The 22,326-nt window shown below is 47.0% G+C and carries 19 protein-coding genes; 3 read left to right on the top strand and 16 right to left on the bottom strand.

Translation table 11 applies throughout. From position 1 onward, the window contains the following. Positions 1 to 50 precede the first annotated feature (50 nt). From gltB to ACWP87_RS03700, 9 genes are all read right to left on the bottom strand, one after another. Positions 51 to 4,517 carry a glutamate synthase large subunit gene (gltB, locus tag ACWP87_RS03740; protein WP_005686629.1) on the bottom strand — a complete coding sequence of 1,489 codons (4,467 nt, stop codon included), beginning with the start codon at positions 4,515 to 4,517 and terminating at the stop codon, positions 51 to 53. Between the two features lie 296 nt (positions 4,518 to 4,813). Continuing rightward, positions 4,814 to 5,341, bottom strand: a complete 528-nt coding sequence (locus ACWP87_RS03735; protein WP_005686630.1) for a QueT transporter family protein — start codon at positions 5,339 to 5,341, stop codon at positions 4,814 to 4,816. Positions 5,342 to 5,777: 436 nt separating this feature from the next. Beyond that, on the bottom strand, positions 5,778 to 6,161 hold the full coding sequence (locus ACWP87_RS03730; protein ID WP_005686631.1) for a type II toxin-antitoxin system PemK/MazF family toxin: 384 nt from the start codon (positions 6,159 to 6,161) through the stop codon (positions 5,778 to 5,780). Positions 6,162 to 6,180: 19 nt separating this feature from the next. Further along, the gene (locus ACWP87_RS03725; protein WP_005686632.1) at positions 6,181 to 6,429 is read right to left on the bottom strand and encodes an antitoxin; all 249 of its coding nucleotides are present in this window, start codon (positions 6,427 to 6,429) and stop codon (positions 6,181 to 6,183) included. 111 nt (positions 6,430 to 6,540) lie between these two features. Further along, positions 6,541 to 7,680 (bottom strand): alanine racemase, encoded by a 1,140-nt coding sequence (gene alr / locus ACWP87_RS03720; RefSeq protein ID WP_005686633.1) that lies wholly within the window; start codon positions 7,678 to 7,680, stop codon positions 6,541 to 6,543. After that, the gene (acpS, locus tag ACWP87_RS03715; protein WP_005686634.1) at positions 7,667 to 8,041 is read right to left on the bottom strand and encodes a holo-ACP synthase; all 375 of its coding nucleotides are present in this window, start codon (positions 8,039 to 8,041) and stop codon (positions 7,667 to 7,669) included. The genes alr and acpS overlap by 14 nt, the downstream gene beginning before the upstream one ends. A 168-nt stretch (positions 8,042 to 8,209) precedes the next feature. Next, positions 8,210 to 9,718, bottom strand: a complete 1,509-nt coding sequence (locus ACWP87_RS03710) for a DEAD/DEAH box helicase (protein ID WP_005686635.1) — start codon at positions 9,716 to 9,718, stop codon at positions 8,210 to 8,212. Positions 9,719 to 9,991: 273 nt separating this feature from the next. Beyond that, positions 9,992 to 11,380 (bottom strand): UDP-N-acetylmuramoyl-tripeptide--D-alanyl-D-alanine ligase, encoded by a 1,389-nt coding sequence (locus ACWP87_RS03705; protein WP_015765066.1) that lies wholly within the window; start codon positions 11,378 to 11,380, stop codon positions 9,992 to 9,994. A 146-nt stretch (positions 11,381 to 11,526) separates the two neighbouring features. After that, positions 11,527 to 12,291: a hypothetical protein gene (locus ACWP87_RS03700; protein WP_005686637.1), complete on the bottom strand. Its 765-nt coding sequence runs from the start codon at positions 12,289 to 12,291 to the stop codon at positions 11,527 to 11,529. 201 nt (positions 12,292 to 12,492) lie between these two features. On the opposite strand from ACWP87_RS03700, the gene ACWP87_RS03695 reads away from it, so the two are divergent. Then, on the top strand, positions 12,493 to 13,134 hold the full coding sequence (locus tag ACWP87_RS03695; protein WP_014570136.1) for an SMI1/KNR4 family protein: 642 nt from the start codon (positions 12,493 to 12,495) through the stop codon (positions 13,132 to 13,134). 15 nt (positions 13,135 to 13,149) lie between these two features. On the opposite strand, the gene ACWP87_RS03690 is transcribed toward ACWP87_RS03695, so the two are convergent. Beyond that, positions 13,150 to 13,824 (bottom strand): hypothetical protein, encoded by a 675-nt coding sequence (locus ACWP87_RS03690; RefSeq protein ID WP_005686639.1) that lies wholly within the window; start codon positions 13,822 to 13,824, stop codon positions 13,150 to 13,152. A 254-nt stretch (positions 13,825 to 14,078) separates the two neighbouring features. Between ACWP87_RS03690 and ACWP87_RS03685 the strand changes: the two genes are divergently transcribed. Continuing rightward, positions 14,079 to 14,507: a hypothetical protein gene (locus ACWP87_RS03685; protein WP_005686640.1), complete on the top strand. Its 429-nt coding sequence runs from the start codon at positions 14,079 to 14,081 to the stop codon at positions 14,505 to 14,507. Between the two features lie 437 nt (positions 14,508 to 14,944). On the opposite strand, the gene ACWP87_RS03680 is transcribed toward ACWP87_RS03685, so the two are convergent. The 3 genes from ACWP87_RS03680 to ACWP87_RS03670 form a co-directional block, all read right to left on the bottom strand. Further along, positions 14,945 to 15,196, bottom strand: coding sequence for a type B 50S ribosomal protein L31 (locus ACWP87_RS03680; protein WP_005686641.1), 252 nt, complete (start codon positions 15,194 to 15,196; stop codon positions 14,945 to 14,947). A 96-nt stretch (positions 15,197 to 15,292) separates the two neighbouring features. Beyond that, the gene (locus tag ACWP87_RS03675; RefSeq protein WP_005686643.1) at positions 15,293 to 16,552 is read right to left on the bottom strand and encodes a UDP-N-acetylglucosamine 1-carboxyvinyltransferase; all 1,260 of its coding nucleotides are present in this window, start codon (positions 16,550 to 16,552) and stop codon (positions 15,293 to 15,295) included. A 387-nt stretch (positions 16,553 to 16,939) separates the two neighbouring features. Beyond that, positions 16,940 to 18,544, bottom strand: a complete 1,605-nt coding sequence (locus tag ACWP87_RS03670; RefSeq protein WP_005686647.1) for a CTP synthase — start codon at positions 18,542 to 18,544, stop codon at positions 16,940 to 16,942. Between the two features lie 431 nt (positions 18,545 to 18,975). On the opposite strand from ACWP87_RS03670, the gene ACWP87_RS03665 reads away from it, so the two are divergent. After that, positions 18,976 to 20,163: an NAD(P)/FAD-dependent oxidoreductase gene (locus ACWP87_RS03665; protein WP_005685266.1), complete on the top strand. Its 1,188-nt coding sequence runs from the start codon at positions 18,976 to 18,978 to the stop codon at positions 20,161 to 20,163. A gap of 100 nt (positions 20,164 to 20,263) precedes the next feature. On the opposite strand, the gene ACWP87_RS03660 is transcribed toward ACWP87_RS03665, so the two are convergent. The 3 genes from ACWP87_RS03660 to ACWP87_RS03650 all read right to left on the bottom strand — a co-directional run bounded on the left by ACWP87_RS03660 (position 20,264) and on the right by ACWP87_RS03650 (position 22,129). After that, complete coding sequence (locus ACWP87_RS03660; protein WP_005685265.1) at positions 20,264 to 20,608, bottom strand: hypothetical protein; 345 nt, start codon at positions 20,606 to 20,608, stop codon at positions 20,264 to 20,266. A 39-nt stretch (positions 20,609 to 20,647) separates the two neighbouring features. Next, positions 20,648 to 21,004 carry a hypothetical protein gene (locus ACWP87_RS03655; RefSeq protein WP_005685264.1) on the bottom strand — a complete coding sequence of 119 codons (357 nt, stop codon included), beginning with the start codon at positions 21,002 to 21,004 and terminating at the stop codon, positions 20,648 to 20,650. A 249-nt stretch (positions 21,005 to 21,253) separates the two neighbouring features. Next, positions 21,254 to 22,129, bottom strand: coding sequence for a TMEM175 family protein (locus tag ACWP87_RS03650; RefSeq protein WP_005685263.1), 876 nt, complete (start codon positions 22,127 to 22,129; stop codon positions 21,254 to 21,256). Positions 22,130 to 22,326: the final 197 nt, after the last annotated feature.

The following is a 22,326-nucleotide window of genomic DNA, read 5'->3' as shown; positions in this document are numbered from 1 at the left end:
CATATCATTCGTAGGTACTTCTTTAGTCGTGCTTTTATCAAAATCATCGGCTAGTGTCCATTGCCCATCGCCGTGTCAAAAGCCTGCTCAATGACCTGTTCTTCAGACAACTCGGGCTTGGTAAACTTTTGAATGAGATCGCGCATCTTATGATAATCACGCGGATAAACTTTCACGAACTTTGTTTTCTCGGTTTCCCAGTGTGTCAAAATCATTTCGGCCGTCTCGGATTGTGTATATTGCACATGCTTTTTCAATAAATCCAGCAGCACACTATCATCGCCTGCTTCATCTAGCCGGTACAAGTCCACGAGCTCCTGACTGCAATTTTTGGCAAAGTCATGTGCCCAGTCGTAAACATACGCAACGCCACCGGTCATCCCGGCCGCAAAATTGCGCCCTGTGCGCCCTAAAATGACGGCAACCCCACCGGTCATATATTCGCAGCCGTTATTGCCGACGCCTTCAACGACCACTTGTGCCCCGGAATTACGGACACAGAAACGTTCACCGGCCCGCCCGTTGAAGTAAGCCTCACCGCCCGTTGCCCCAAAGCATGCAACATTGCCGACAATCGGTGAATGCGTATAAAGTTCACGCGCCTGTTCTGGTGCCGCCACAATCAACCGGCCGCCAGAAAGTCCTTTACCCACATAGTCATTAGCTTCCCCGACCAGTTTGATGGCTAATCCTTGCGTAATAAACGCCCCAAAACTCTGGCCTGCCGTACCGTGATAGTTAAACTGCAGCTGCCCCGGTTTCAACCCATTATTGCCAAAATGCGCGGCAATCCATCCGCCCAGGCGCGTTCCAACCGCCCGATCCACATTATTAATCGGTAAATCAATCAAGGTGGCATTTTGCTGTTTAAGACTGGTTTCAGCAAACCGATCCAAATCCGGCCAGTCGTATTTTGGCTTAAATGGATTGGCTTTTTTACGCGCAATCGGAATCGTCTTGCCTAACATTCGGTCATAATTCAATGTCTTTGCCTTGCCATATGGCACATAGCGAGGTTTTAGGTGTTCTCCGTGTCCAACCATTTGATCTACGGTGCGATAACCCAAAGCCGCCATTTGTTCGCGCAGATCTTCGGCTAAAAATTGCATCATATGCATGACGTTTTCCGGACGTCCGGCGTAGAGTTTGCGCAATTCCGGATTCTGGGTGGCGATGCCGACCGGACAGGTGTTGAGATTGCATTTTCGCATCATCACGCATCCCAGCGCTACCATGGTCAGGGTGCCAAAACTGAACTCTTCGGCGCCTAACATGATCGCAACCGCAATGTCGCGCCCGGTTAAGAGTTTACCGTCAACTTCCAAAGTCGTTCGCTGCCGCAATCGATTTAATGCCAGCGTCTGGTGGGCGTCTGCCAATCCCATTTCCCACGGCAAGCCACAGTCACGCGTGGAGTTTCGGGGAGCAGCGCCGGTCCCGCCGTCATAACCTGAGATGACGACCGTATCCGCGCCGGCTTTCACCACTCCGGCGGCAATCGTGCCAACTCCGGTCGAGGACACAAGCTTAACGTTGATCTTGGCATAAGGATTGACTTGTTTGAGATCGTAAATCAACTGGGCCAAATCTTCAATCGAGTAAATATCATGATGCGGCGGTGGTGAAATCAGCTGGACGCCGGCAATCGAACCCCGAATGCTCGCCACCCACGGATATGCCTTGCCAGCAGGTAGTTGCCCGCCTTCACCGGGTTTAGCCCCTTGCGCCATTTTAATCTGAATTTCTTCGGCACTCATCAGATACTCGGTATTGACGCCAAATCGTGCCGTGGAAACCTGTTTGATCTTACTGTTGCGGTTAACGCCATCTGCCCCGACATGGAACCGATTGCGATTTTCACCGCCTTCACCCGAGTTGCTACGGGCGCCCAGCCGGTTCATCGCAATCGCAATGGTTTCATGCGCTTCTTCTGAAAGGGCGCCAAAACTCATCGCCCCGGCCTTGAAGCGTTTCACAATGGCACTGACCGGTTCGACCTCACTCAAAGGAACCGCTTGTTGGCCGCTTGGTACGATCGTCCACATCGAACGCAAGGTGACCGGGGTTGTTTTGGCTTCCTGTTCTACTTCCGCTGCATACTGCTGATAGGCCTGATAATCACCGCTTCTGACCGCTTTTTGGAACTGGTAAATGCTCTTAGGGTTATAAAGATGCGCTTCTCCATCTGCCTTGAATTGGAAGCTGCCGCCTGAAGGTAAATCATCAATGGCATGATGACTGAAAGCCAGTTGATACTTCTGATAGTACTCATTTTCCAACTGATTCAGGTTAATCCCGCCGATTCGGCTTGGGGTGCCCGTAAAGTATTGGGCAACGACATCATCCGCCAGTCCAACCGCTTCAAACAGCTGGGCTCCTTGATAGCCGGCAGTCGTCGAAATCCCCATCCGACTCATAATCTTAATAATGCCTTTGGTGGCAGCAGCACAAAATGACGGCAGTTGCTGGTCATAGCCGCGCTCACGCAAGGTGGCAAATGCGCCATAAGGATGAATGGCCGCCGCACCATACCCGACCAAGCAGGCAAAATGATGAATTTCGCAAGCTTCGGCCGTATCCACCACTAGCGATGCCGCTGTCCCTTTGCCTTGACGTACCAGATAATTGTGCAATCCCGACACGGCTAAAAGAACCGGAATCGTCAGCTGGTTATCGGCAACTGGCCGGTCAGTCAAGATTAGAATCGTCGCCCCGTTATCAATCGCATTTTCTGCTTGGGTAAACAATTCTTTGAGCACATGTGCCAGGCGATCAGGTCGGTCCGTCAAGTCGTAGGCCAAAGATAACTTAGCGACCTTCAAAAGCGGCAAGTCCAAACTAAGCACTTTAGCGTATGCCCGGTCATCCAGAATAGGGCTGTCAATTTTGAGTTTGTGACAATTGTCCGCAGTATCGCGCGTGCAATCGCCATCGCGGCCAAGAAAACCAAACGTTCCAATGACCACTTTTTCCCGTAATGGATCAATCGGTGGGTTGGTCACCTGCGCAAAAGATTGTTTGAAGTAGGTGAAGAGTGATTGCGGGTGGTTACTTAAAACTGCTAATGGCGAATCAAACCCCATTGCCAAGACAGGTTCGCCGCCGTTTTCAGCCATCGGGATCAACGCTGTCTGAATGACTTCATGCGTATACCCGTGCCGCAACCATAGTTTTTTGAGCTGATCAGGTGCAATGTCTTCTTTAGGCTGAACCTCTGGCAATTGATCAAGTGTGAGCCGATTAGCATTGAGCCATTGTTGGTATGGATAGCCTTCTGCACAATGCCGTTTTAGCTCATCGGTTTTGAAAATCCGCCCTGTACTTGTATCAAGCAGCAGCATTTCTGCAGGTGCCAGAATCCCCTTTTCAACAATATCGCCAGGATCAATATCCACGACCCCGGATTCTGATGCGACGACCAGTTGGCGTTGGTTGGTCAAGGTATACCGCGATGGACGCAATCCGTTACGGTCAAGAAATGCGCCGACTTGAATACCATCAGTGAAACATAAAGCAGCGGGACCATCCCACGGTGCCATAAACGTCGCATTATATTCGTCAAACGCGCGCTGTTCATCCGACATTTCGGTACCGGCACCCCAGGCTTCCGGTACCATCATCAGCAACGATTGCGGAATTGAACGGCCGTGTCGATATAAGTATTCCATACAGTTTTCCAGCTTAGCAGAGTCGGAATCGGTTTCGTCATAAATTTCGATACCGTGGCTTGTCATCCAATTTTCGGCGCCCTTAAGCGTATTAATTTCGCCGTTATGCGCCAGAAAACGAAACGGTTGTGCCCGATCCCAGCTGGGAAACGTATTGGTCGAAAAACGAGAATGAATCAAGCAGATAGCACTTTGCATTTGTGGTCGATGCAAATCCGGATAAAAAAGACTGACTTGATACGCATGCAACATGCCTTTATAGACTAGCGTACGACTGGAAAAAGAACAAATGTACATTGATTGCCGATCAAAGGTCTTTTCCAACTGGCGGCGTAACGCATATAAATGATCCTCAAATTCACGCCCGGCCTTTGTGTCAGCTGGACGTTGCACCACAATCTGAACAAAACCCGGCATTGCTTGTTGCGCAGCCGGACCGCAATTTTCATAAATAAACGGCACGTTACGGGTCCAAAGTATCGGAAAGCCCGCGTCATCAATTTGATCAACCACAGCCTGCAGCATGGCGGCCTTTTTGGCTTCATCATGGGGTAAGAACAACTGGGCAACCGCATAGTCACCCTTAGCCGGCAGTGTCAATCCTGCTTGCGTCATTTCATCGCGAAAAAACGCATCCGGCATCGCCATCAAGATTCCGGCACCGTCACCGGTATCAGGTTCCGCGCCAGTACCCCCACGATGATTCATCCGCTGCAACATGGTCAATGCCTTTTCCACGATTTCATGACTGGCATGACCATCAACTTGGGCAATAAAACCCATGCCACAAGCCGCATGCTCATATTCAGGCAAATACATTAGATTGGTATCATCTTTTAATCTTTTCATAGAATCTCCGCCTTATTCATTAACGTCCGGTCCTTATCAGCGTTATTGTTCTCATATTATTCTAATCATGTCTCATTGACAAGATTTTTTTGACCGAACACGCGTGATGATTGCGCATATTTGTTTTGTCATGCACAAATTAAATTGCCGTCATAACCACAAAAAAACGGCTCCAAGCAGGCAATTTGCTGCTTTAGAACCGTTTATCCGCTGTACCATGACACGCTTATAACTTCAAATAAGTCTTCACAGATTCCAAATAAACCCTGTATCACGAAAGAACTTAGGCACCATCCCTATTTTTGCGCCATGGTCGTCCGAAAATGAACAATCCGGTCAAGTGCCAGCATAACTGGAGCAGAAAGGGTCATGACAATGAACTCAGACAGCATCAGAGATCCATATGTTGGCAGAAACATGGTGGCAAACTTCAAGTGACCGGTCCAAATAATTTCAACTGCAATCAACGCCATTGTCAGTGTCATGACCGCAATATTCAACGCAAAACGTTGCCATAATTGCTTTAGCTTAGGCGCCAACCAAGCTACCAACAATAACCCTATAAGGCTCTGACCGCCACCAAAGACAACATCCAACCAACCTAATGGCGAAAAAATCGCGTTAAAAATGACGACGCCAGAAACCACGCCGATCAAGTAGCGCCGATCAAAGACCACTAAATGATTCAAGCTTTCCGAGAGTCGAAACTGAATCGCCCCGCTGGCAAGATTAAGGCTGGCCGGTCCTAACGATAAAACAATATAAATAGCCGCCACCAAAGCATTTAAAACCCAACCGCGAATACCCATTTTTGTTTGCTTCATACCGTTTACCGCTCCCTTACTTAAGCTTGGTTATGTATTACTTATTCTCCATAACACGCTCCCCGGCGCAAGGATCTGCGTGTAAGGACCTTGGGCGCAATGGCCAAAGACCGGCCATACGTCTGAGACCGCTTATGTTCTGGTTTACGCCCATAGCGCGTTCGCCAGCCCAGAAGCCTGCGTGTAGGGACCTTGGGCGCAATGGCCAAAGACCGGCCATCACGCCCAAGGCCACTTATGTTCTGGTTTACGCCCATAACGCGTTCGCCGGCGCAGGGATCTGCGTGTAAGGATCTCAGGCGCAATGGCCAAAGACCGGCCATTGTGCCTGAGGCCACTTATGTTCTGGTTTACGCCCATAACGCGTTCGCCAGCCCAGAAGCCGGGCTGGCTCACGCTCATCAAAAAAGCGCCTCTTTTTCATCGAGGCGTTTGCTTAGTTTTTATTATATGTTTTCGGCTTAGGCAAGCTGACGAGTCCGACCGATATCGCCAGTGCTCGATCCACCGCTGCCATTTTGGCACTTGAAAGAGCGGTAACGCGTGCCTGTAACCGTTGCTTATCAATTGTACGAATCTGTTCAAGCAAAATGACTGAATTACGCTCAACCCCGTCTTGCTTGGCGCGCAAACCGACATGAGTGGGCATTTTGGGTTTTTGGATTTTGGAGGTAATGGCAGCCACAATGACGGTGGGACTATAGTGATTGCCAACGTTATTTTGAATAATAAGTACGGGCCGGTTGCCGCCTTGTTCCGACCCGACAACCGGCGATAAATCGGCGAAAAATACATCCCCGCGTTTGACTGTTACATCCATGCTTTGGCCCCCTTGCTGCTTATCGAATATGGGCGTATGCCTCACTTTCGCAGGCGGAGAAAGCATGGCTGATTTCCGTATTGATTTGTCCCATTGCCACATAGCCCGAAATCAACTGATTGATCTCAGGTGCTTGTGACTGCAAAAACTTCGCCACTGCTTCAGTAATGACATCCTGAACACCCATATCATTCAACTCACAATAGGCATCCAAACGCGCTTTGATAGCACTATCAAGCGCGACCGTTACTGACGTTTCCTTCTTCATGACAACTTCCTCCAACTTCCCAAGTTCATGGTGATACTTTAGCACAAAATCAGCTGATGGGCTACCTGTCAAAAAATCGCCTCGTCTCATCCTGTGCGACCGAAACCGATTTTAACGCGCAATCGGGTTGATACTTTGACGTTTCAACCGCGATGTTAAATTGCAGGCAATTTCATAATGAATGGTGTGGCTATACTTAGCAACGTCCAATAGCGTAATCTCCTGGTCGCCACTTTGCCCGATTAACACAACTTTTGTACCTGCCGGATAAGCTTTTGGCAAGCGAATCATGAACTGATCCATACAAATTCGCCCGACGATTTCACACAGATGACCATCAACTAAGACGTGAAAGCCCTGTAACCGCCGCAGCCAGCCATCTGCATAACCGACTGGCACCGTCCCGATAAACTCATCACCTGTAGCGCGATACGTCACCCCATAAGAAATCCCATCGCCGGCATGAACTTGCTTGCAAAAAGTTAATTCGCTCTCCAGTGACAAAGCCGGCTCAAGCGGAAACGGTGTGGTCGGAATCACATCACCTGATGGATTCAAACCGTAAATTGCCACACCATAACGAACCATATTGCCGTTACATGCTGCATGCCAAAGACTTGTTGCCGAATTTGACACATGGACATAGCGTGGCCGGTGCGGTAACAAAGCCACCATATGGTTGAATTTGGCAACTTGCTGTTTGAAGTAAGCATCATCAGGATCATCAGCCGTAGCAAAATGCGTGAAGATCCCTTCAATCGTAAACGCCTTGGGATGTGCCTGAATGAAGGCAACGGCATCCAAAAGTGTCTGATCATCCGTAAATCCGATCCGACCCATACCAGTATCTAAAGCGATATGCAGCCGCAATGGTGGTAACTCCGGTTGCGCCTCTAAAACTGGCAAGGCCTGCTTGAGCCAGTCAACACTACTGAGCGGTAACGAAACCGTCTGCGCAGCCGCAATAGCAGCATACTGACTCGGAACGATTCCCAAAACCAGCACTGGCTCTGTATAGTTTGCCGCCCGTAAATCCAACGCCTCATCAAGCAACGCCACACAAAAACCGCTGGCACCGGCCGCCTTAGCCACATGCGCCACCCGCAACATGCCGTGTCCATATGCATCCGCCTTTACCACGGCAAACAGTTGCGTCTGCTTTTTCAAGCGCGCCACCTCATGTTGAACATTATGCAAAATTGCCGTTTCATCAATCAAAACCGTTGCTGGTCGCAAGTTACCGATCGTCACGTTCAGGACCTTCTTTTTCTAATATTACCTCGGTAAACACCAAAGTCTCACTATGGGAAATGGAAACAAATGCCTTTCCGGGAAAGGGATGTTTCGTCACAATTGGCTTGCCAAGTTCGTTATTCAAAACTTCCACATCTTGCAAGGCAACTTTACCCAGCCCTGTCCCAAAAGCTTTTGAGTAGGACTCCTTAGCCGAAAAGCGACCGGATAAATACTCCACCGCTCGCCGACCATCGAGTTGTTGATAATTCGCCAATTCTTTCGGCGTCAAAATCTTAGCAGCAAATCCATGGTTCTTCTCTTGAGCCGCTTGAATCCGCGCCAAGTCTGTCACATCAACTCCAATACCATAAATCATGGCCGCCTCCCACAAATCTGTGATACCGCTATTTTAACATTTCACCAAACAGCCGCCTAGTGAGCACGAAAAAACGATCCCGGAAGATGCAGACTTGCATCACCAGGATCGCTTTTCAGCACTGGTCATTGATTCGCATGAATGACCGGTCTATTAACGTACTGGTGATTATTCACCCGTACGGATTTTGAAATTACGCTTAACGTTTTTACGTTTGTCGCCAAAGTTGCGCTTCTTGTCGTAACTGCGCTTGCCATCGCGATTACCTTGATAGCCGCCATCGCGTCGCTTGCCTTTGTAGCCGCCTTTATAACCGCCACGATTGTTGCCATGGCCGTGATTGTTGCGGCCGCGGCGTGGTAATGGACGTTCTGGTGTAATTTTAACCGGAACGGCACTCGCATCGTCAGGGCTGACTGCCTTGAGATACGCCGAAACCAGCTGCAACGGGGTGTAGTTTTCCAACAAGGTTTCAGCCATTGCTTCATACTTTTCGGTATCGTTAGCTTCAACTTGTTCCTTGATGGTTGCTAAGCCGCTGGAGATCTGGCCCATTAATGCTTCTTCAGCTGTCGGCGGCTTCATCGGTAACATCCGCTTCTTGGTGAGATCTTCAATGGTGTGCAGATATTCAATTTCATTTGGCGTGACAAAGGTTACGGATACCCCTTTATGTCCGGCGCGTCCCGTCCGACCGATACGGTGAACATAGGAATCCGGATCTTGCGGGATATCATAGTTGTAAACATGGGTGACACCAGAAATGTCCAACCCACGAGCAGCGACATCGGTTGCAACCAGAAAATCCAATTGGCCGCTCTTGAACTGCCGCAAAACGCTCATTCGCTTTTGCTGGGTTAAATCGCCGTGAATACCTTCAGCCCGATAGCCGCGTGCCTTTAATCCCCGTGTCAGTTCGTCAACACGACGCTTGGTCCGTCCAAAAATCAGTGCCAAGTCCGGATCCTGAACGTCAAACAGTCGTGTCATGACATCGAACTTTTCATAGTCCTTGGCCCGAACATAATATTGCTCAACGGTATCTGCTGTCAGTTCCTTAGCCTTAATCTTGACAATCACAGGTTCTTTCATGAACTTGTTGGTTAAGCGCATGATCGCTGCCGGCATCGTCGCGGAGAACAGTAATGTTTGACGCTCGGTCGGCATTTGTTCAACAATCTTTTCAATATCGTCAATGAAGCCCATATCGAGCATTTCATCGGCTTCATCTAACACCAAGGTATCAAGGTGTTCCAACTTTAAGGTATGACGACCAATATGATCAAGAATCCGACCAGGTGTCCCAACCACAATTTGCGGATGGTCAGCAAGCTGACGAATCTGGCGGCGAATATCAGCGCCGCCATAGACAGCCTGAACCTTGATCTTCTTGTCGCGGCCTAAACGGTAAAGCTCTTCTTGGGTCTGAATCGCCAATTCCCGAGTTGGGGAAATGACCAATGCTTGGATACTCCGGTCGGCTTTATCGATGTGTTGCAGAATTGGCAAGCCAAATGCTGCCGTTTTCCCGGTACCGGTCTGGGCTTGACCGATCACATCTTTGCCTTCCAGAACCAGTGGGATCGTCTCCGCTTGAATCGGCGTCGCTTCCTCAAAACCTGACTGGGCGATTGCCTTTAAGAGATCATGATCCAAACCTAGTTCTTTAAACTTCAAATGAGTTCCTCCTTGAGAATTCTTGCACGCGTTTACCCAAGCGTGTTTTCAAGAAATCCGCGGGCGTCACGTGCATTTTCAGTAAATGACAAAAAAACATATCCCAACAATAGTAGCACGTCCACTATCGAAAAACAAGGACGGCGATTGCGAGATATGTTAACCAGGCACAGGTAATGCCCACTTTCATCTATTAAAAGTAGTAAAAGCTTTTAGTATTTTCAAGAAAATTAAACTTACTGATGCCCCTCAATATCTTGTTCAAAGTCCGATTCACGCATGTCCGCCTGCGACCAGCGCAGCCAAAACAGTTTCCAGATGCAGACCATGGCTCGCTTTTAGCAACACCATGTCATCGTGCCCGACATCGTTTTGCAAATCGCGAATCATGGTACTTTTGGCATCCAGCGGGTAATAGTGTACTTGATCTTGCGGATACTTTGTCGTTAACGCTTCGGCAAGTGCCTGCATTTCCGAACCGTATAAGTAAACCTCCTGAATCTCGTGCGGATCAAGTGCATCGGCTAGTCCCGCATGCAACGCCCGGCTTTGCTCGCCAAGTTCAAGCATGTCACCTAAAACAGCAATGTGGCGTCCTGCCGTCTGAAACTCGCTAAAATCATGGATGACTGCTTTCATCGCAGTGGGGTTGGCATTGTAAACATCGCTCAGAATCTGCTCGCCGACATCGCCAATTAACCATTGCGTGCGATTAGCCGTCACCTGAAAATGCACCAGTGCTTTTTGCATGGCTTCCGGCTTGACATGGAAACGCCGACCTACTAGCAACGCAGCCAAAGCATTGACCACATTGTATTCACCCATAATAGGGATTGAAAAGGTCAATTCCGGCCACTGTTCGACGGTAAATTCGGTATGATTGCGATGGCCGCTAATCGAATGGGCAAAAAGCGTATTTTCCGGATGTAAACCAAATGTTTCTTGCGATTGGGTAACTTGCTTAGCGCGGCTCACTAATAATGGTTCGTCACCGTTAAAAATAAAGGTGCCATCCTCTTTCAAGCCATCCGTAATTTCCATCTTGGCATCTGCAATCTTAGCGCGCGTCTTGAAAAATTCAATATGAGCCTCGCCAATCATGGTAATCACTGCCACATCCGGTTCGGCCAACGATGACAATGCATGTAATTGGCCAGGCCGATCCATTCCCATCTCAAGCACCAGCACTTCGGTATTGGGCTCCATACTGAGAATCGTCATTGGGACACCGATTTCATTATTGTAATTATCCGGCGTCTTCACAACATGGTATTGCGTTGCCAAAATCGCCGCAGTCATGTCTTTTGTCGTGGTCTTCCCATTGCTGCCGGTGATGGCAACGACTTTAGGGTTCACCTTCATTAGCAAATAATACTGGGCTAACTTCTGCATGGCGGCCAGCGGATCCGGGACCACCAATGTTGGCAGTTTAGTCGTCATTGGCAGATGGTCCTCTGCCACAAAAGTTGCGACTGCCCCCGCAGCAGCCGCCGCTGGAATAAACTCGTGCCCGTCACGCTCGCCACGCAATGGGACAAATAACATTCCCGGCTTCAATCGCCGCGAATCAAATGCCACCCCGGTTGCCACTTGCGAACCGACTGTTTCAGAGAGCGGCTGGGCTTTTACGACACGTGCGATCTCTGCCAATGTCATTTTCATCATTAACTCGACTCCAATTCTTCAACTTCACCTCGTTTTTCAACAAGATGACAAACATTTTTCAATCAAAATCACGGAACAATTTGCAATTACAACAGGTTCTTCCTGCCTAAAAACACGAAACTGCCCCGCAACAGGCAGTTTCTTTAGCGCTCGGTTTTTTCTTGATTTCTATCGGGATCTAGCAACCATTGATTCTTTTGCCGCATTAAAACTAGCTTACCGAGTTTACGCGCCGTCTCATCCGGAAAAATACCATCCGGAATAAACCGCTCATGCAGCGCCAGCAACGGAATCGTGATCCGTTCACGCGAAAACTGAACGTGACGGAAATCAAACACCACACCATCTTCAAGTAAAGGTAGCAGCTGCGTATACGCACCGTGCGACAAGTGTGAAAAGTGTTGTTGTCGCAGCCGCAACCAAAATGGCTGTTCATTGGCAATTCGTCGTAAGTATTTATTGATCGCCGCAGCTAAAAAGGCCTCAAATAAGCTTTCATGCCGTAAATACATATTGACCGTGCCATTACGCATCGGCAAATAAACCAGCTCATTTTGCAATTTATAGTAAAACGGTGAGTTCAGATGCGTTTTCGCATGACCTAAGTATAGCAGTTCTGCGATCTCATTAGGGGTCAGTTCCTGCAAAAACCGCGAACGCGAATAATCCAACCAGCAGCGGGTTTGCCCTTCCTTACTACGCAAAAAATCCCGTACTTGATCTTTGCCATTGATAACATTAAACCAAGTGTGCGGATCAATCTGTTCCTGTTCATTGACAGGTGGCAACAGGAGCAAATGTTCCGGCAGTTTTTGATGGCTATTCAGCAAGTCACTCGCCGAAATCCCATAAGTCAAAAACAAATGGGCTAATGGTTCATGATGAACATAAATCAGTGCATTCCGCATGGTTAAAACCCCTTAATACTCCCACCACTATTATACGACTTTCGCGGCTCTTCATTCATGCAGTATGATGAATTTAAAGCGCACGTGACATCGACAAACTGCACTGTTAGGCACCGGCCCTCTCTGCAGCTATGAAAACACGCTAAAAATCGCACCCATCACCTAGGTACTGGCGCTAACAAGAAAAGAGGAGGTTGCAACATGCTGCCATGGCCAAAAAAGATCCCACAACCTAATTTACCAACAATTCCAGAAACCGACCTCATACCTTCGACTTATTTTTCAATCATTCAAAATGGGATTTTCCCTAAAAATTGGTGGTTGCCGACATCGGAGCCGACAAGCGATGGTTTGACCGGCGTCGGCCTTCATGCACTGGCAACACCCGGTCCGGCAATCACCTCAGACGACCTGCCATCAGACTTTTTGCCTTTTGCCCACACTGCTCACCAATACTTCGGCTTTGATTTGCATCATGAGGTTCGCCGAATACGTTACATTGACACCGAAGTCGATCAATGGCTGACGGTTGCGCCGGACTTTGATACGTTTCTCAAGCGCCTGCAACCGCGTCCGATTCAGCTACCTGAGCTACCGGTCGACCCACAGATTTTCGGACACATGGCCGTGATGGCAACGGCTTCAGATTGGCCGGCCTTATTTGATCACGCCCGCGAATTTATGTCTGGCGAAACACTCGGCCAATGGTTAATGTGGCTAGCCGCCAGCGATGATCCGGCTAAACGCCAAGCTGCCGCAGAAGAGTACCGTTTTCTCGTGCGCTATCAGCCCAACTTGCTTACGCCCAATGTCACCATGAACCTGCAACATTTATTGCATTAAGTAGCACTAGGCAACTCATTTATGCCGAGCTTGATGCGGTTGAAAAGCAAACGTCTTCAACCAGCTTAAGTCACGTTTAATGCCAAAATAGCCAACCAACGCCAACCCTAATGAACCCAGAAAGTCCATCAATAAATCACCCATCGTATCCATGAGCGCGGCCCGCCCACGTAATAGTTCACCGCCAGCAGCCATATATCGCTGCATGTTCATACCCAGTAACCCATCAAATGTAAACTCATAAAACTCCCACAATACCCCGATGGTTGTCCCAAACGCAAGGGCAAATAAAGCCATGAGCAATGGACTTGTCGCGGCCAACCGTTTTGCCGGCGTCAGCGCTGTAAAAATAGCAAAGCCAAGCCCAGCAAGCATCGCCGCACTGAATAAATGCTCAAACTTATCCCAGTACGGTACGCTATAGCATTGCAATCCTGTACCCAGTAAAACACTCAAGAGGATAAAAATTTCAAATAAGTAAATCAAACTCGGCGGAAAACGGAAATGCCACCAGTGCTCCATCAAACGCGGCAAACTAACAATTAAGATGCCTGATGCCACCTGAGCAAGTAGCATCATCTGACCATGAAACAAAGAATGACCACTAAGATAAAGCCCGCCGACAATCAGTAAGTAAAGTATATCGCCACCGATGTTTAACCAATACAAAAAATTCGATCGTTTAGTCATCATTTTCCTCTTTTCTTTGTGATTGTGAACCAGCTTGGTTACTCCTGGCACGCGCAGAGGCAACCCGCGCTTTTGTTTATGTCTGTTTCCGGCTCCCGCTTCCATCAATATGGTGGTCGGGAGTGCGCCATTTAAGTCGTGGGTTTTGGCTCAAGAGCAAACTCGAGAAACGAAGCCCGCCATTTTCTGGCATCAGTGCAATTAATATGCTTTTGTAAGCGCTTGGTGTAGACTCAGCTTTAGGAGGTGATTCCATGCCAATCAAAACGTTACCCGAAGATCAACTTATTGCCATGAGCCAGTCCGTCGTCAAAGAAGTCGCCAAAGCCTTTAACTTTCCTTATTATGTCAATGATCTGACGCATGATGCAAATTTTGACACTGATCACACTGCGACCAAGCTCGAATTTGAGCTCACCTTGTTGAACGACCCCGATCCAGAGCGCACCATCAGTTTTTACAGTGACGCCAGCGCCGATCCAATTATGGGCGGCGCCGCTTCTGCACAAGTGACGATTCTATCTGATATCACGTTTATTTATCTAAACGACGGGTACAAGGATTCGTATCTCATTATCATCCATGATGGTAAGGTTGTTCAAAATCTCAAATTAGAACAACAGATTCTGTCAGGCCCCGAAATTGAAAACTTAATCAACCAAGTCATCCCACAAGCTCAATGAATCTTAGCGTTAAAAAAGCAGCTGAAAAGCTGTTTTTTTGTTATCCTCGGTTTTGTTAACCACGTAACCTTCAGTTTAGCCGCAAAAAAACTTTATCGAAGCAAAATATACTTCTCGGCAGAATTCACATTTTAACGGCCGATTTAGGGAACCCATAAATATTTTATATTAAAAATATAATGCCCACGCTCAAGACTTTGAGAACACAAAAAAACCACCATTAAAGGTGGAAAAGTTTGGGGGAACTTTTTTGGGAGTGTAAGTTAATGTGTAAGCTTAAGGCTAAAATACCTCTGCCTTATTGATTTAAGTATATCAATTCCTTAATGATATGTAATTCCATTTTCAACAAGAAATATGTTTAATAAATAAAACGGCTTATGCTTATATAAGTTGAAGCTAACAAAAAAGCAACCTCAAAAGGCTGCTTTTTTTGCTTATTTCTTGTCGAAGCCGTACTTCTTGTTGAAACGATCAACCCGACCATCAGCCTGCGTGAACTTCTGCTTGCCGGTGTAGAAGGGATGTGAATCAGATGAAATTTCAACCCGAACCAGCGGATATTCTTTGCCATCTTCCCACTTAATGGTTTCTTTTGAAGTTTTGGTTGAACCCGAAATAAATTTGAAACCAGTTGCTGAGTCCATAAATACAACTAGATGATAATCTGGATGGATGCCTTGCTTCATAATCAATTACTCCTTTTGCCCTAAATCATTGCCTGATCTAGAGATACTCTGACTACAACTCTAACAGTCTATCACGCGCAAACAGTAAACGCAATCTCAATCTACTAATTCAACATCTGCACCTAAACCACGTAATTTCATCACAACCCGGTCATAGCCGCGCAAGATATTATCGACCTTCGTAATCGTTGTGGTGCCTTCAGCCATTAGCCCAGCAATCATGAGACACGCACCGGCACGGATTTCCTCGGCCGCAACTTCGGTCCCTTGAAGATGATCGCAGTGGTGCAAAATAATCACGTCATTTTCAATCGTAATGTCAGCGCCCATACGTAACAGTTCCGGTATATGCCGAACTCGTTTGGGATAAATGGTGTCGATAATCAAGCCTTCACCATGCGCTTTTAACATAAGTGGCGTAATCGGTTGTTGTAAATCCGTTGCGAATCCCGGATACGGCATTGTTTTAATTTGGACCATTTTCAAGTCGCCGGATGGATAGACGAAAATGCTATCCTCGCCCACATCCATCACCACACCCATTTCTTCCAACTTAGCCAAAAATGCATCTAAGTGTTCGGAAATGATGTTCTTAACTTTAACGCCTTCACCTACTGCAGCCGCCATGGCTAAGTAAGTGCCTGCTTCAATTCGGTCGGGAATGATCGTATGCGAATTATGCGCCTCAAGCGTTGGCACCCCATCAATGCGAATAACGTCCGTGCCGGCACCGCGAACTTTGCCACCCATATTGTTCAGGTAGGTTGCCAAGTCGATAATTTCCGGCTCTTTAGCAGCGTTTTCGATGACCGTTCGTCCTTTTGCCGTCACCGCCGCCAGAATGACATTGATGGTGGCGCCAACTGAAACCATATCCAGAAAAATACGGGCACCATGTAAGCCTTCAGCCGGCGCTTTAATTGCCATCGCCCCGTGTTCATTGCTCACTGAAGCACCCAACGCTTCAAATCCCTTAATATGCTGATCAATAGGCCGCGGACCGATATCATCGCCACCAGGCAGCCCAACAATTGCTTTGCCAAAGCGCCCTAATAACGCGCCCATAAAATAATAGGAGGCGCGCAGACTCTTAATCTTACCGTTTGGCAGCGGCACATCATTAATTTCGGTTGGATCAATTGTCAGAACATTTTCGGTAAAATCCGATTTAACATTCATATCACTCAGAATCGCCATCAAATTATAGACATCCTGAATATGCGGCACTGAATCAAGTGTCACCGGGGTGCGCGACAAAATTGCAGCCGGAATCAAAGCAACCGTGCTGTTCTTTGCACCGCCGATCACAACTTCACCGGATAATTTCTTTCCGCCGTGGATCAGCATTTTTTCCATTTGAATTAAATCCTCACTTAAGGTCGTTCATTTCAAGTAGGCTGAAGCTGACCTGCATTTTATGCTTCAAATATCAATCACGAACACTGGTAGGCAAGCCATGACCCATTCGCCATGCACTCAATATACAAGTTTAATGAATCAGCACGCAAAAAACAAGGACTAAAAGTTAGTGAGCGCGAACCGGCGCGCTTAGGGATCGGAGTGTAAGCGGCCTCAACCATGATGCCCCTTTTGCCATCGCCTTCGAGCCACTCACACGCAGACCCCTTGCAACTCTGAGCGCATTACGAAAATGCATAAATTGACCTCCGCCACAATCCCACCCCCAAATACAAAAACAGCCTCAAGGACTGAACCTCAAGGCAGTTTTCAAACGCAAAAATACTAATTTTTAAAATCGCCAGCTGATTGGATGAAGGCTTTGAACAGTCCTTCTGGCTTGTTTGGCCGTGATTGGAACTCTGGATGGTACTGTGAGGCAACGAAGAACTTATTCTTCGGATACTCAATGATTTCCATCAAACGGTCGTCCGGGCTAACCCCTGAAAAGACCAAGCCTTTCTCCTCCATTGGCTTACGGTACTTGGTGTTGAACTCATAACGATGACGATGACGTTTCTCGATTTCATGAGCATTGTCATAAGCCTTTGCTGCGACGGATCCCGGCTTTAAGACACATGGATAAAGGCCAAGCCGCAGTGTTCCGCCAAGATTCTTCACGCCAACCTGATCACGCATTAAATCAATGACCGGATCCTTGACATCAGGATGTGTCTCGGTTGTTCCAGCATCTTTGAGTCCTAAGACATTACGTGCAAACTCAATCGAAGCCATTTGCATACCCAAGCAGATGCCCAGGAACGGAATATCATTCTCCCGTGCGTAACGAATGGCCGCAATCTTGCCTTCTAATCCGCGATCGCCAAAACCACCGGGAACCAAAATGCCATCAAAACCTTGTAACAGACTTTCTACATTGTCATCATTAACGTCTTCAGCCTGAAACATCTGCAAGTCGATATCAGAATCCCAGTAGTAACCAGCATGCTTAAGTGCTTCGGCAACTGAGATATAGGCATCTTTCAACGCAACATACTTACCAACCAAGGCAATCTTGGTTTGATGCGTGAGGTGCTGAACCTTATGCTCAAGCTTAGTCCAATCAGTCATATCGGCTGGTGGGACATCAAAGCCAAAGTGGTCGACGACGATCTGATCCATCTTTTGGGCTTGCAGGGCTAACGGAATTGAATAAAGGGTCTTGGCATCGCGTGATTCAATGACAGCATTTTCCGGCACATCAGTGAACAACGCAATTTTCTTCTTCATCTCTTCTGTAATCGGTTTTTCGGTTCGTACGACTAGCATGTTGGGCTGGATCCCGATACTGCGCAATTCTTTGACGCTATGCTGAGTCGGCTTGGTTTTCATTTCATCTGCCGCGCGCAAGTATGGTACCAAGCTTGCGTGGATATAGAAAACATTTTCCGAACCAACATCACGTTTCATTTGGCGAATTGCTTCAAGAAATGGCAAGGATTCAATGTCCCCGACAGTGCCGCCGATTTCGGTGATAATGACATCGGAATCGCTATGCTTGGCAGCGCGCATAACCTTTTCCTTAATCATGTTGGTGATGTGGGGGATGACCTGAACCGTTGCGCCGAGATATTCACCGCGGCGTTCGCGTTGCAGGACTTCAGAATAAATTTTCCCGGTTGTGACATTGCTGTACTTGTTCAGGTTAATATCAATAAACCGCTCATAATGGCCAAGGTCGAGGTCAGTCTCAGCACCATCATCGGTGACAAACACTTCACCATGCTGATAAGGGTTCATGGTGCCTGGGTCAACGTTGATATATGGATCAAATTTTTGAATCGTAATCTTCAAACCGCGATTCTTTAACAAACGACCCAGGGATGCAGCAACAATCCCTTTACCTAATGACGATACGACCCCACCGGTAACAAAAATATACTTGGTCATAGCCAGTCTCCTTTTTAAATTAATCGGGAAAAACAAAAACAAGCTCCCTGTTCATACGAACAGGGAGCTTGAACCGTATTGGCTTTACACTTCTGTAAAGCGCCCAAAATGTATATTAACCAATTGTACGAGATCCGTCAAGCATTAATGAAAAAAAGTAAGTATCAAAACCATGAACGAAAAACTCAAACCTAACTGAATAAAAGGATACGTCAGGTCAACGATGCTCCATCAGTGAATTTTATCAGTCTCCTGAGGCCCATGTCCATCATCTCGACTGAAGTTTGGTCAAAACACGCTCACTCTTTCACTCACTTTCCTACAAATATATGAGCCTAACATTTGTGAATAGCAATAAGATTGTTACAATAAGGTTGTGGTCAATTGAACGCATGTAAAAACAATTTTGTAAATGAGGAAGTGGTAAATCAATGGCAGATGTTGTCATTTTAGGTGCCGGATATGCGGGCATTCGGGCCGTTAAAACTTTGAGTAAGCTCGCGCCAAAAGGAACGACGCTCACAGTGGTTGACCAAAACGCCAATCATGAAGAGCGCACACAGCTTCATGAAGTAGCAGCAGGTACCGTGCCTGCAACGAAAATTACATTTAATATCCAGCAGGTTCTTCCCAAAGATGTTCAGTTTATCCAGTCAAAGGTCAGCAAGGTTGACGTGTCGAGCAAGCTAGTGGTACTGGAAAATCATGCGCCGCTGCGTTACGACTATCTCATTATCGCGCTCGGCTTTCGCTCTGAAGACTTTGGGCTACCTGGCGCCGCAGAAAACGCCTTGCCACTGGACAATGTGACCTCCGCCGAAACGATTGCCAAGACAATTGAACAGCGTGTCGCCAATTACAAGCAGTCACAAGATCCCAAAGACTTAACGGTTATTGTCGCAGGCGCAGGGTTCACTGGGGTTGAATTATTAGGCGAATTGACACATAGTCTACCGGCATTAGCCAAAAAGTATGATACGCCACCTGTCAAAATCATCTCCATGGAAATGGCAACGCGTATTTTGCCGATGTTCGATGAAAAGTTAGCAAATTATGCAATGGATTATCTAAAGAGCCATGGCGTTACGATGATGACCGGTTCCAAGATTACCAAAATCGAACCTAATGCCGTTGTTTATGCTGACGGCGATCAGGAAAAGAAGGTCGAAGGCAACACGATCATCTGGACAGTCGGTGTTTCAGGCAGCGATGTGATCGCCGATTCCGGCTTCAACCAACGCCGCAATCGCGTAGTTGTTTCCAATCACCTGAATCTAACCGACCATCCTGAAGTCTTCATCATCGGGGATGTATCGGCAGTGATGACAGACGCTGGCCGACCTTATCCAACCACGGCGCAAATCTCCTCCCAAGAAGGCGATCACGCCGGCAAGAATGTCGCCGCAGCACTAAACGGTCAACCGTTAACGGACTTTGTTTACAAACCTAAGGGCACTGTGGCATCGCTTGGCAGTCAAGACGGTATCGCCCAAATCGGCAAGAGCCACAAGTACACCGGCTTCATTGCCAAGGTGCTCAAGCGTGTGATCACAGATAAGTCACTGCTTGAAGACGCCAATTTGAGCACGATGTTAAAGCAAGGACGTTGGCCGCTTTAAACGTTCCGGTAAAAGCAACAAGCACGTACTAGGTCAATGATGATCACAAAAAAGCAGCGAATATCGCTGCTTTTTTGATGCTTAAAGGTATGGTATTAAGTCATTCCCCTTGATTTGCATTTCTATCGTTTTGGTTAACGGCTTCCTCCATCTTGCGGACAGCATGGTTATATTCAGTAATGAGTAACCTGATGTCAATGGAATCAACCTTAGATTCATTATGCGGAAGTGGTATGGTTGTGACTTGAATCCGCAGCGGCAGATTTGATTGTTCAAAAAAATCGGATAGTGCTGAAAGAAATTGGAGTGCATGCATGAGATTGCCATAGGATGAAAGATGATTAATAGTCAAGAAGATATAATTTTCAATTTCTTCTTTTTCTAGCAATTCTGACACCTTACATGCTTCAGCAAAGTTATTGATGGCTCTATCAAAATATGTCATAGCGTTCCTCCCACTAATAGCGGCTAATTAAAAACAATCTTAGAAGCCGAATCGTTTTCCACCGTTTGCATTTCTATTAGTTTGATTGACAGCCTTCTCAAGCTTTTGAACGGCATGACGATACTCAGACTTGAGCAGCTTTGTGACAATGAAGTCGACCTTAGATTCATTCCCGGAAAGTGGTATTTGCGTAACCTGAATTTGCAGCGGCAGACTTAGCTGTTCAAGGAAACCGGCCATTGCTGAAAGAAAAATTAGCGCATGCATAAGGTTGTTGTAGGATGAAAGGCCTCTAATCTTAAAGAAAACAAAGTCATCATTCTCGTCTTTTTCTAGAAGATCTGAAACCTGATATGTTTTCGCAAAAAAGTCGATAGTTTTATCAAAATATGTCATGAAAAATCTCCGCAATCATGGTGACTGAACGTTAACGATCCTAGAAACTGGTTCCAACGTCAGGGATAACACTCAATAAGCATCCCGCTGAATGTACAGCTTGCCCCGACAAGCCGGCATCGCCAACATTCCTTTATTCGTTTCAACAATACCCAAAATTTCACCTATCCAAAGATTAAATAAATAATTATTTCAAGTATACCAATTGTGTTTTTTACGTCAACGATTTTGAAAATTTTCCAATGCTGCTCATGAACGCCTTGAATCTGGTCGTCTAGGCGTCTTATTGCGGTAATCTTTATTTTTGCTTTGCCGAAATGCCGTAAACCACTGATCAAGTATTGCCGGATCAATTTTCAATTCCTGTTGCGCAGTACGGCTAAACTTTTCCCAAGCAGCCTTGTTTGCCGCTTGGTCGCCATGAGCACTGCGTAAATCGCGAATGTATTCACCTACAAGTCGCCGGAATCGCATCTGCTGATCTCGATTCATCTTCAAGTAATTCCGTTGCCCTGTTGTCGCCATCTGCTGCATACCGGTGAGTTCGCGGGCATCGCTGTCGATTGTAAAAAATGAGCGGATTGGAATGGCAATGTACAAAATATAAGCAGCTTTAGGTAAAAATACCGCCAGCACCATAATTGCGGCAATCATCAAGAAATTTTCCAAGTTGTGGGCGCCGTAAATGCTCGTGTAGATTTGTTGCATTTCGGCCTTATTACTAGCTTGCTGATGCACAATCGTTCGTGAAATAATGCGAAAAACGGTAATCACTAAAAGATACAGTGCACCATAAATAACCACCGAAAGCACTTCAACGTCACCAGACATCAAGCGCGTCAATGCCGGTACCAGCGAAAGTAGGAAAACTAAAATAAATTCCCAGATGACAATTCGCCGCGGGATTTGTTTGACCTGACTAAACAAAGTCGCTTGCTGATACCAAATATTTGCTACAAAACAGAAACTAACTGCATAAATGCCAACCGCTAGAAAAAACTCGCTGATATGTGTATGATTTTGCCAACTCTCCGCCGGCAATTCCAAAACCATGATCGTAATAATAATAGCAAGAATAGCATCGATAAACGTATCCAGACGGGTTTTAAGATCCTCTGAAATCATAAATAGCCTCCTGAGTGTGTGCCAGCGTACTTAGAATCGAAGTGTAAGCGAGCCATCAGCTTGGATCATTGTGGCTGAGGCCCTCACACGCAAATTTCTGCGCTGGGAAACGCATCATGATAAGCGTGAGTCATTACACTATGATGGCAGTATCAGCTTTTCAGGAAAAATGTCAAGCTCGTGAAAACAAAAAAGCC

The organism is Lacticaseibacillus sp. 22 (genome assembly GCF_055413445.1).
This window is presented reverse-complemented; position numbering and strand designations above follow the sequence as displayed.

Bases quoted from the DNA above. Each gene is read 5' to 3' on its own strand.
- gltB (WP_005686629.1), bottom strand. From the start codon at position 4,517: ATGAAAAGATTAAAAGATGATACCAATCTAATGTATTTGCCTGAATAT.
- ACWP87_RS03735 (WP_005686630.1), bottom strand. From the start codon at position 5,341: ATGAAGCAAACAAAAATGGGTATTCGCGGTTGGGTTTTAAATGCTTTG.
- ACWP87_RS03730 (WP_005686631.1), bottom strand. From the start codon at position 6,161: ATGGATGTAACAGTCAAACGCGGGGATGTATTTTTCGCCGATTTATCG.
- ACWP87_RS03725 (WP_005686632.1), bottom strand. From the start codon at position 6,429: ATGAAGAAGGAAACGTCAGTAACGGTCGCGCTTGATAGTGCTATCAAA.
- acpS (WP_005686634.1), bottom strand. From the start codon at position 8,041: ATGATTTATGGTATTGGAGTTGATGTGACAGACTTGGCGCGGATTCAA.
- ACWP87_RS03705 (WP_015765066.1), bottom strand. From the start codon at position 11,380: ATGAAAATGACATTGGCAGAGATCGCACGTGTCGTAAAAGCCCAGCCG.
- ACWP87_RS03700 (WP_005686637.1), bottom strand. From the start codon at position 12,291: ATGCGGAATGCACTGATTTATGTTCATCATGAACCATTAGCCCATTTG.
- ACWP87_RS03695 (WP_014570136.1), top strand. From the start codon at position 12,493: ATGCTGCCATGGCCAAAAAAGATCCCACAACCTAATTTACCAACAATT.
- ACWP87_RS03690 (WP_005686639.1), bottom strand. From the start codon at position 13,824: ATGACTAAACGATCGAATTTTTTGTATTGGTTAAACATCGGTGGCGAT.
- ACWP87_RS03685 (WP_005686640.1), top strand. From the start codon at position 14,079: ATGCCAATCAAAACGTTACCCGAAGATCAACTTATTGCCATGAGCCAG.
- ACWP87_RS03680 (WP_005686641.1), bottom strand. From the start codon at position 15,196: ATGAAGCAAGGCATCCATCCAGATTATCATCTAGTTGTATTTATGGAC.
- ACWP87_RS03675 (WP_005686643.1), bottom strand. From the start codon at position 16,552: ATGGAAAAAATGCTGATCCACGGCGGAAAGAAATTATCCGGTGAAGTT.
- ACWP87_RS03670 (WP_005686647.1), bottom strand. From the start codon at position 18,544: ATGACCAAGTATATTTTTGTTACCGGTGGGGTCGTATCGTCATTAGGT.
- ACWP87_RS03665 (WP_005685266.1), top strand. From the start codon at position 18,976: ATGGCAGATGTTGTCATTTTAGGTGCCGGATATGCGGGCATTCGGGCC.
- ACWP87_RS03660 (WP_005685265.1), bottom strand. From the start codon at position 20,608: ATGACATATTTTGATAGAGCCATCAATAACTTTGCTGAAGCATGTAAG.
- ACWP87_RS03655 (WP_005685264.1), bottom strand. From the start codon at position 21,004: ATGACATATTTTGATAAAACTATCGACTTTTTTGCGAAAACATATCAG.
- ACWP87_RS03650 (WP_005685263.1), bottom strand. From the start codon at position 22,129: ATGATTTCAGAGGATCTTAAAACCCGTCTGGATACGTTTATCGATGCT.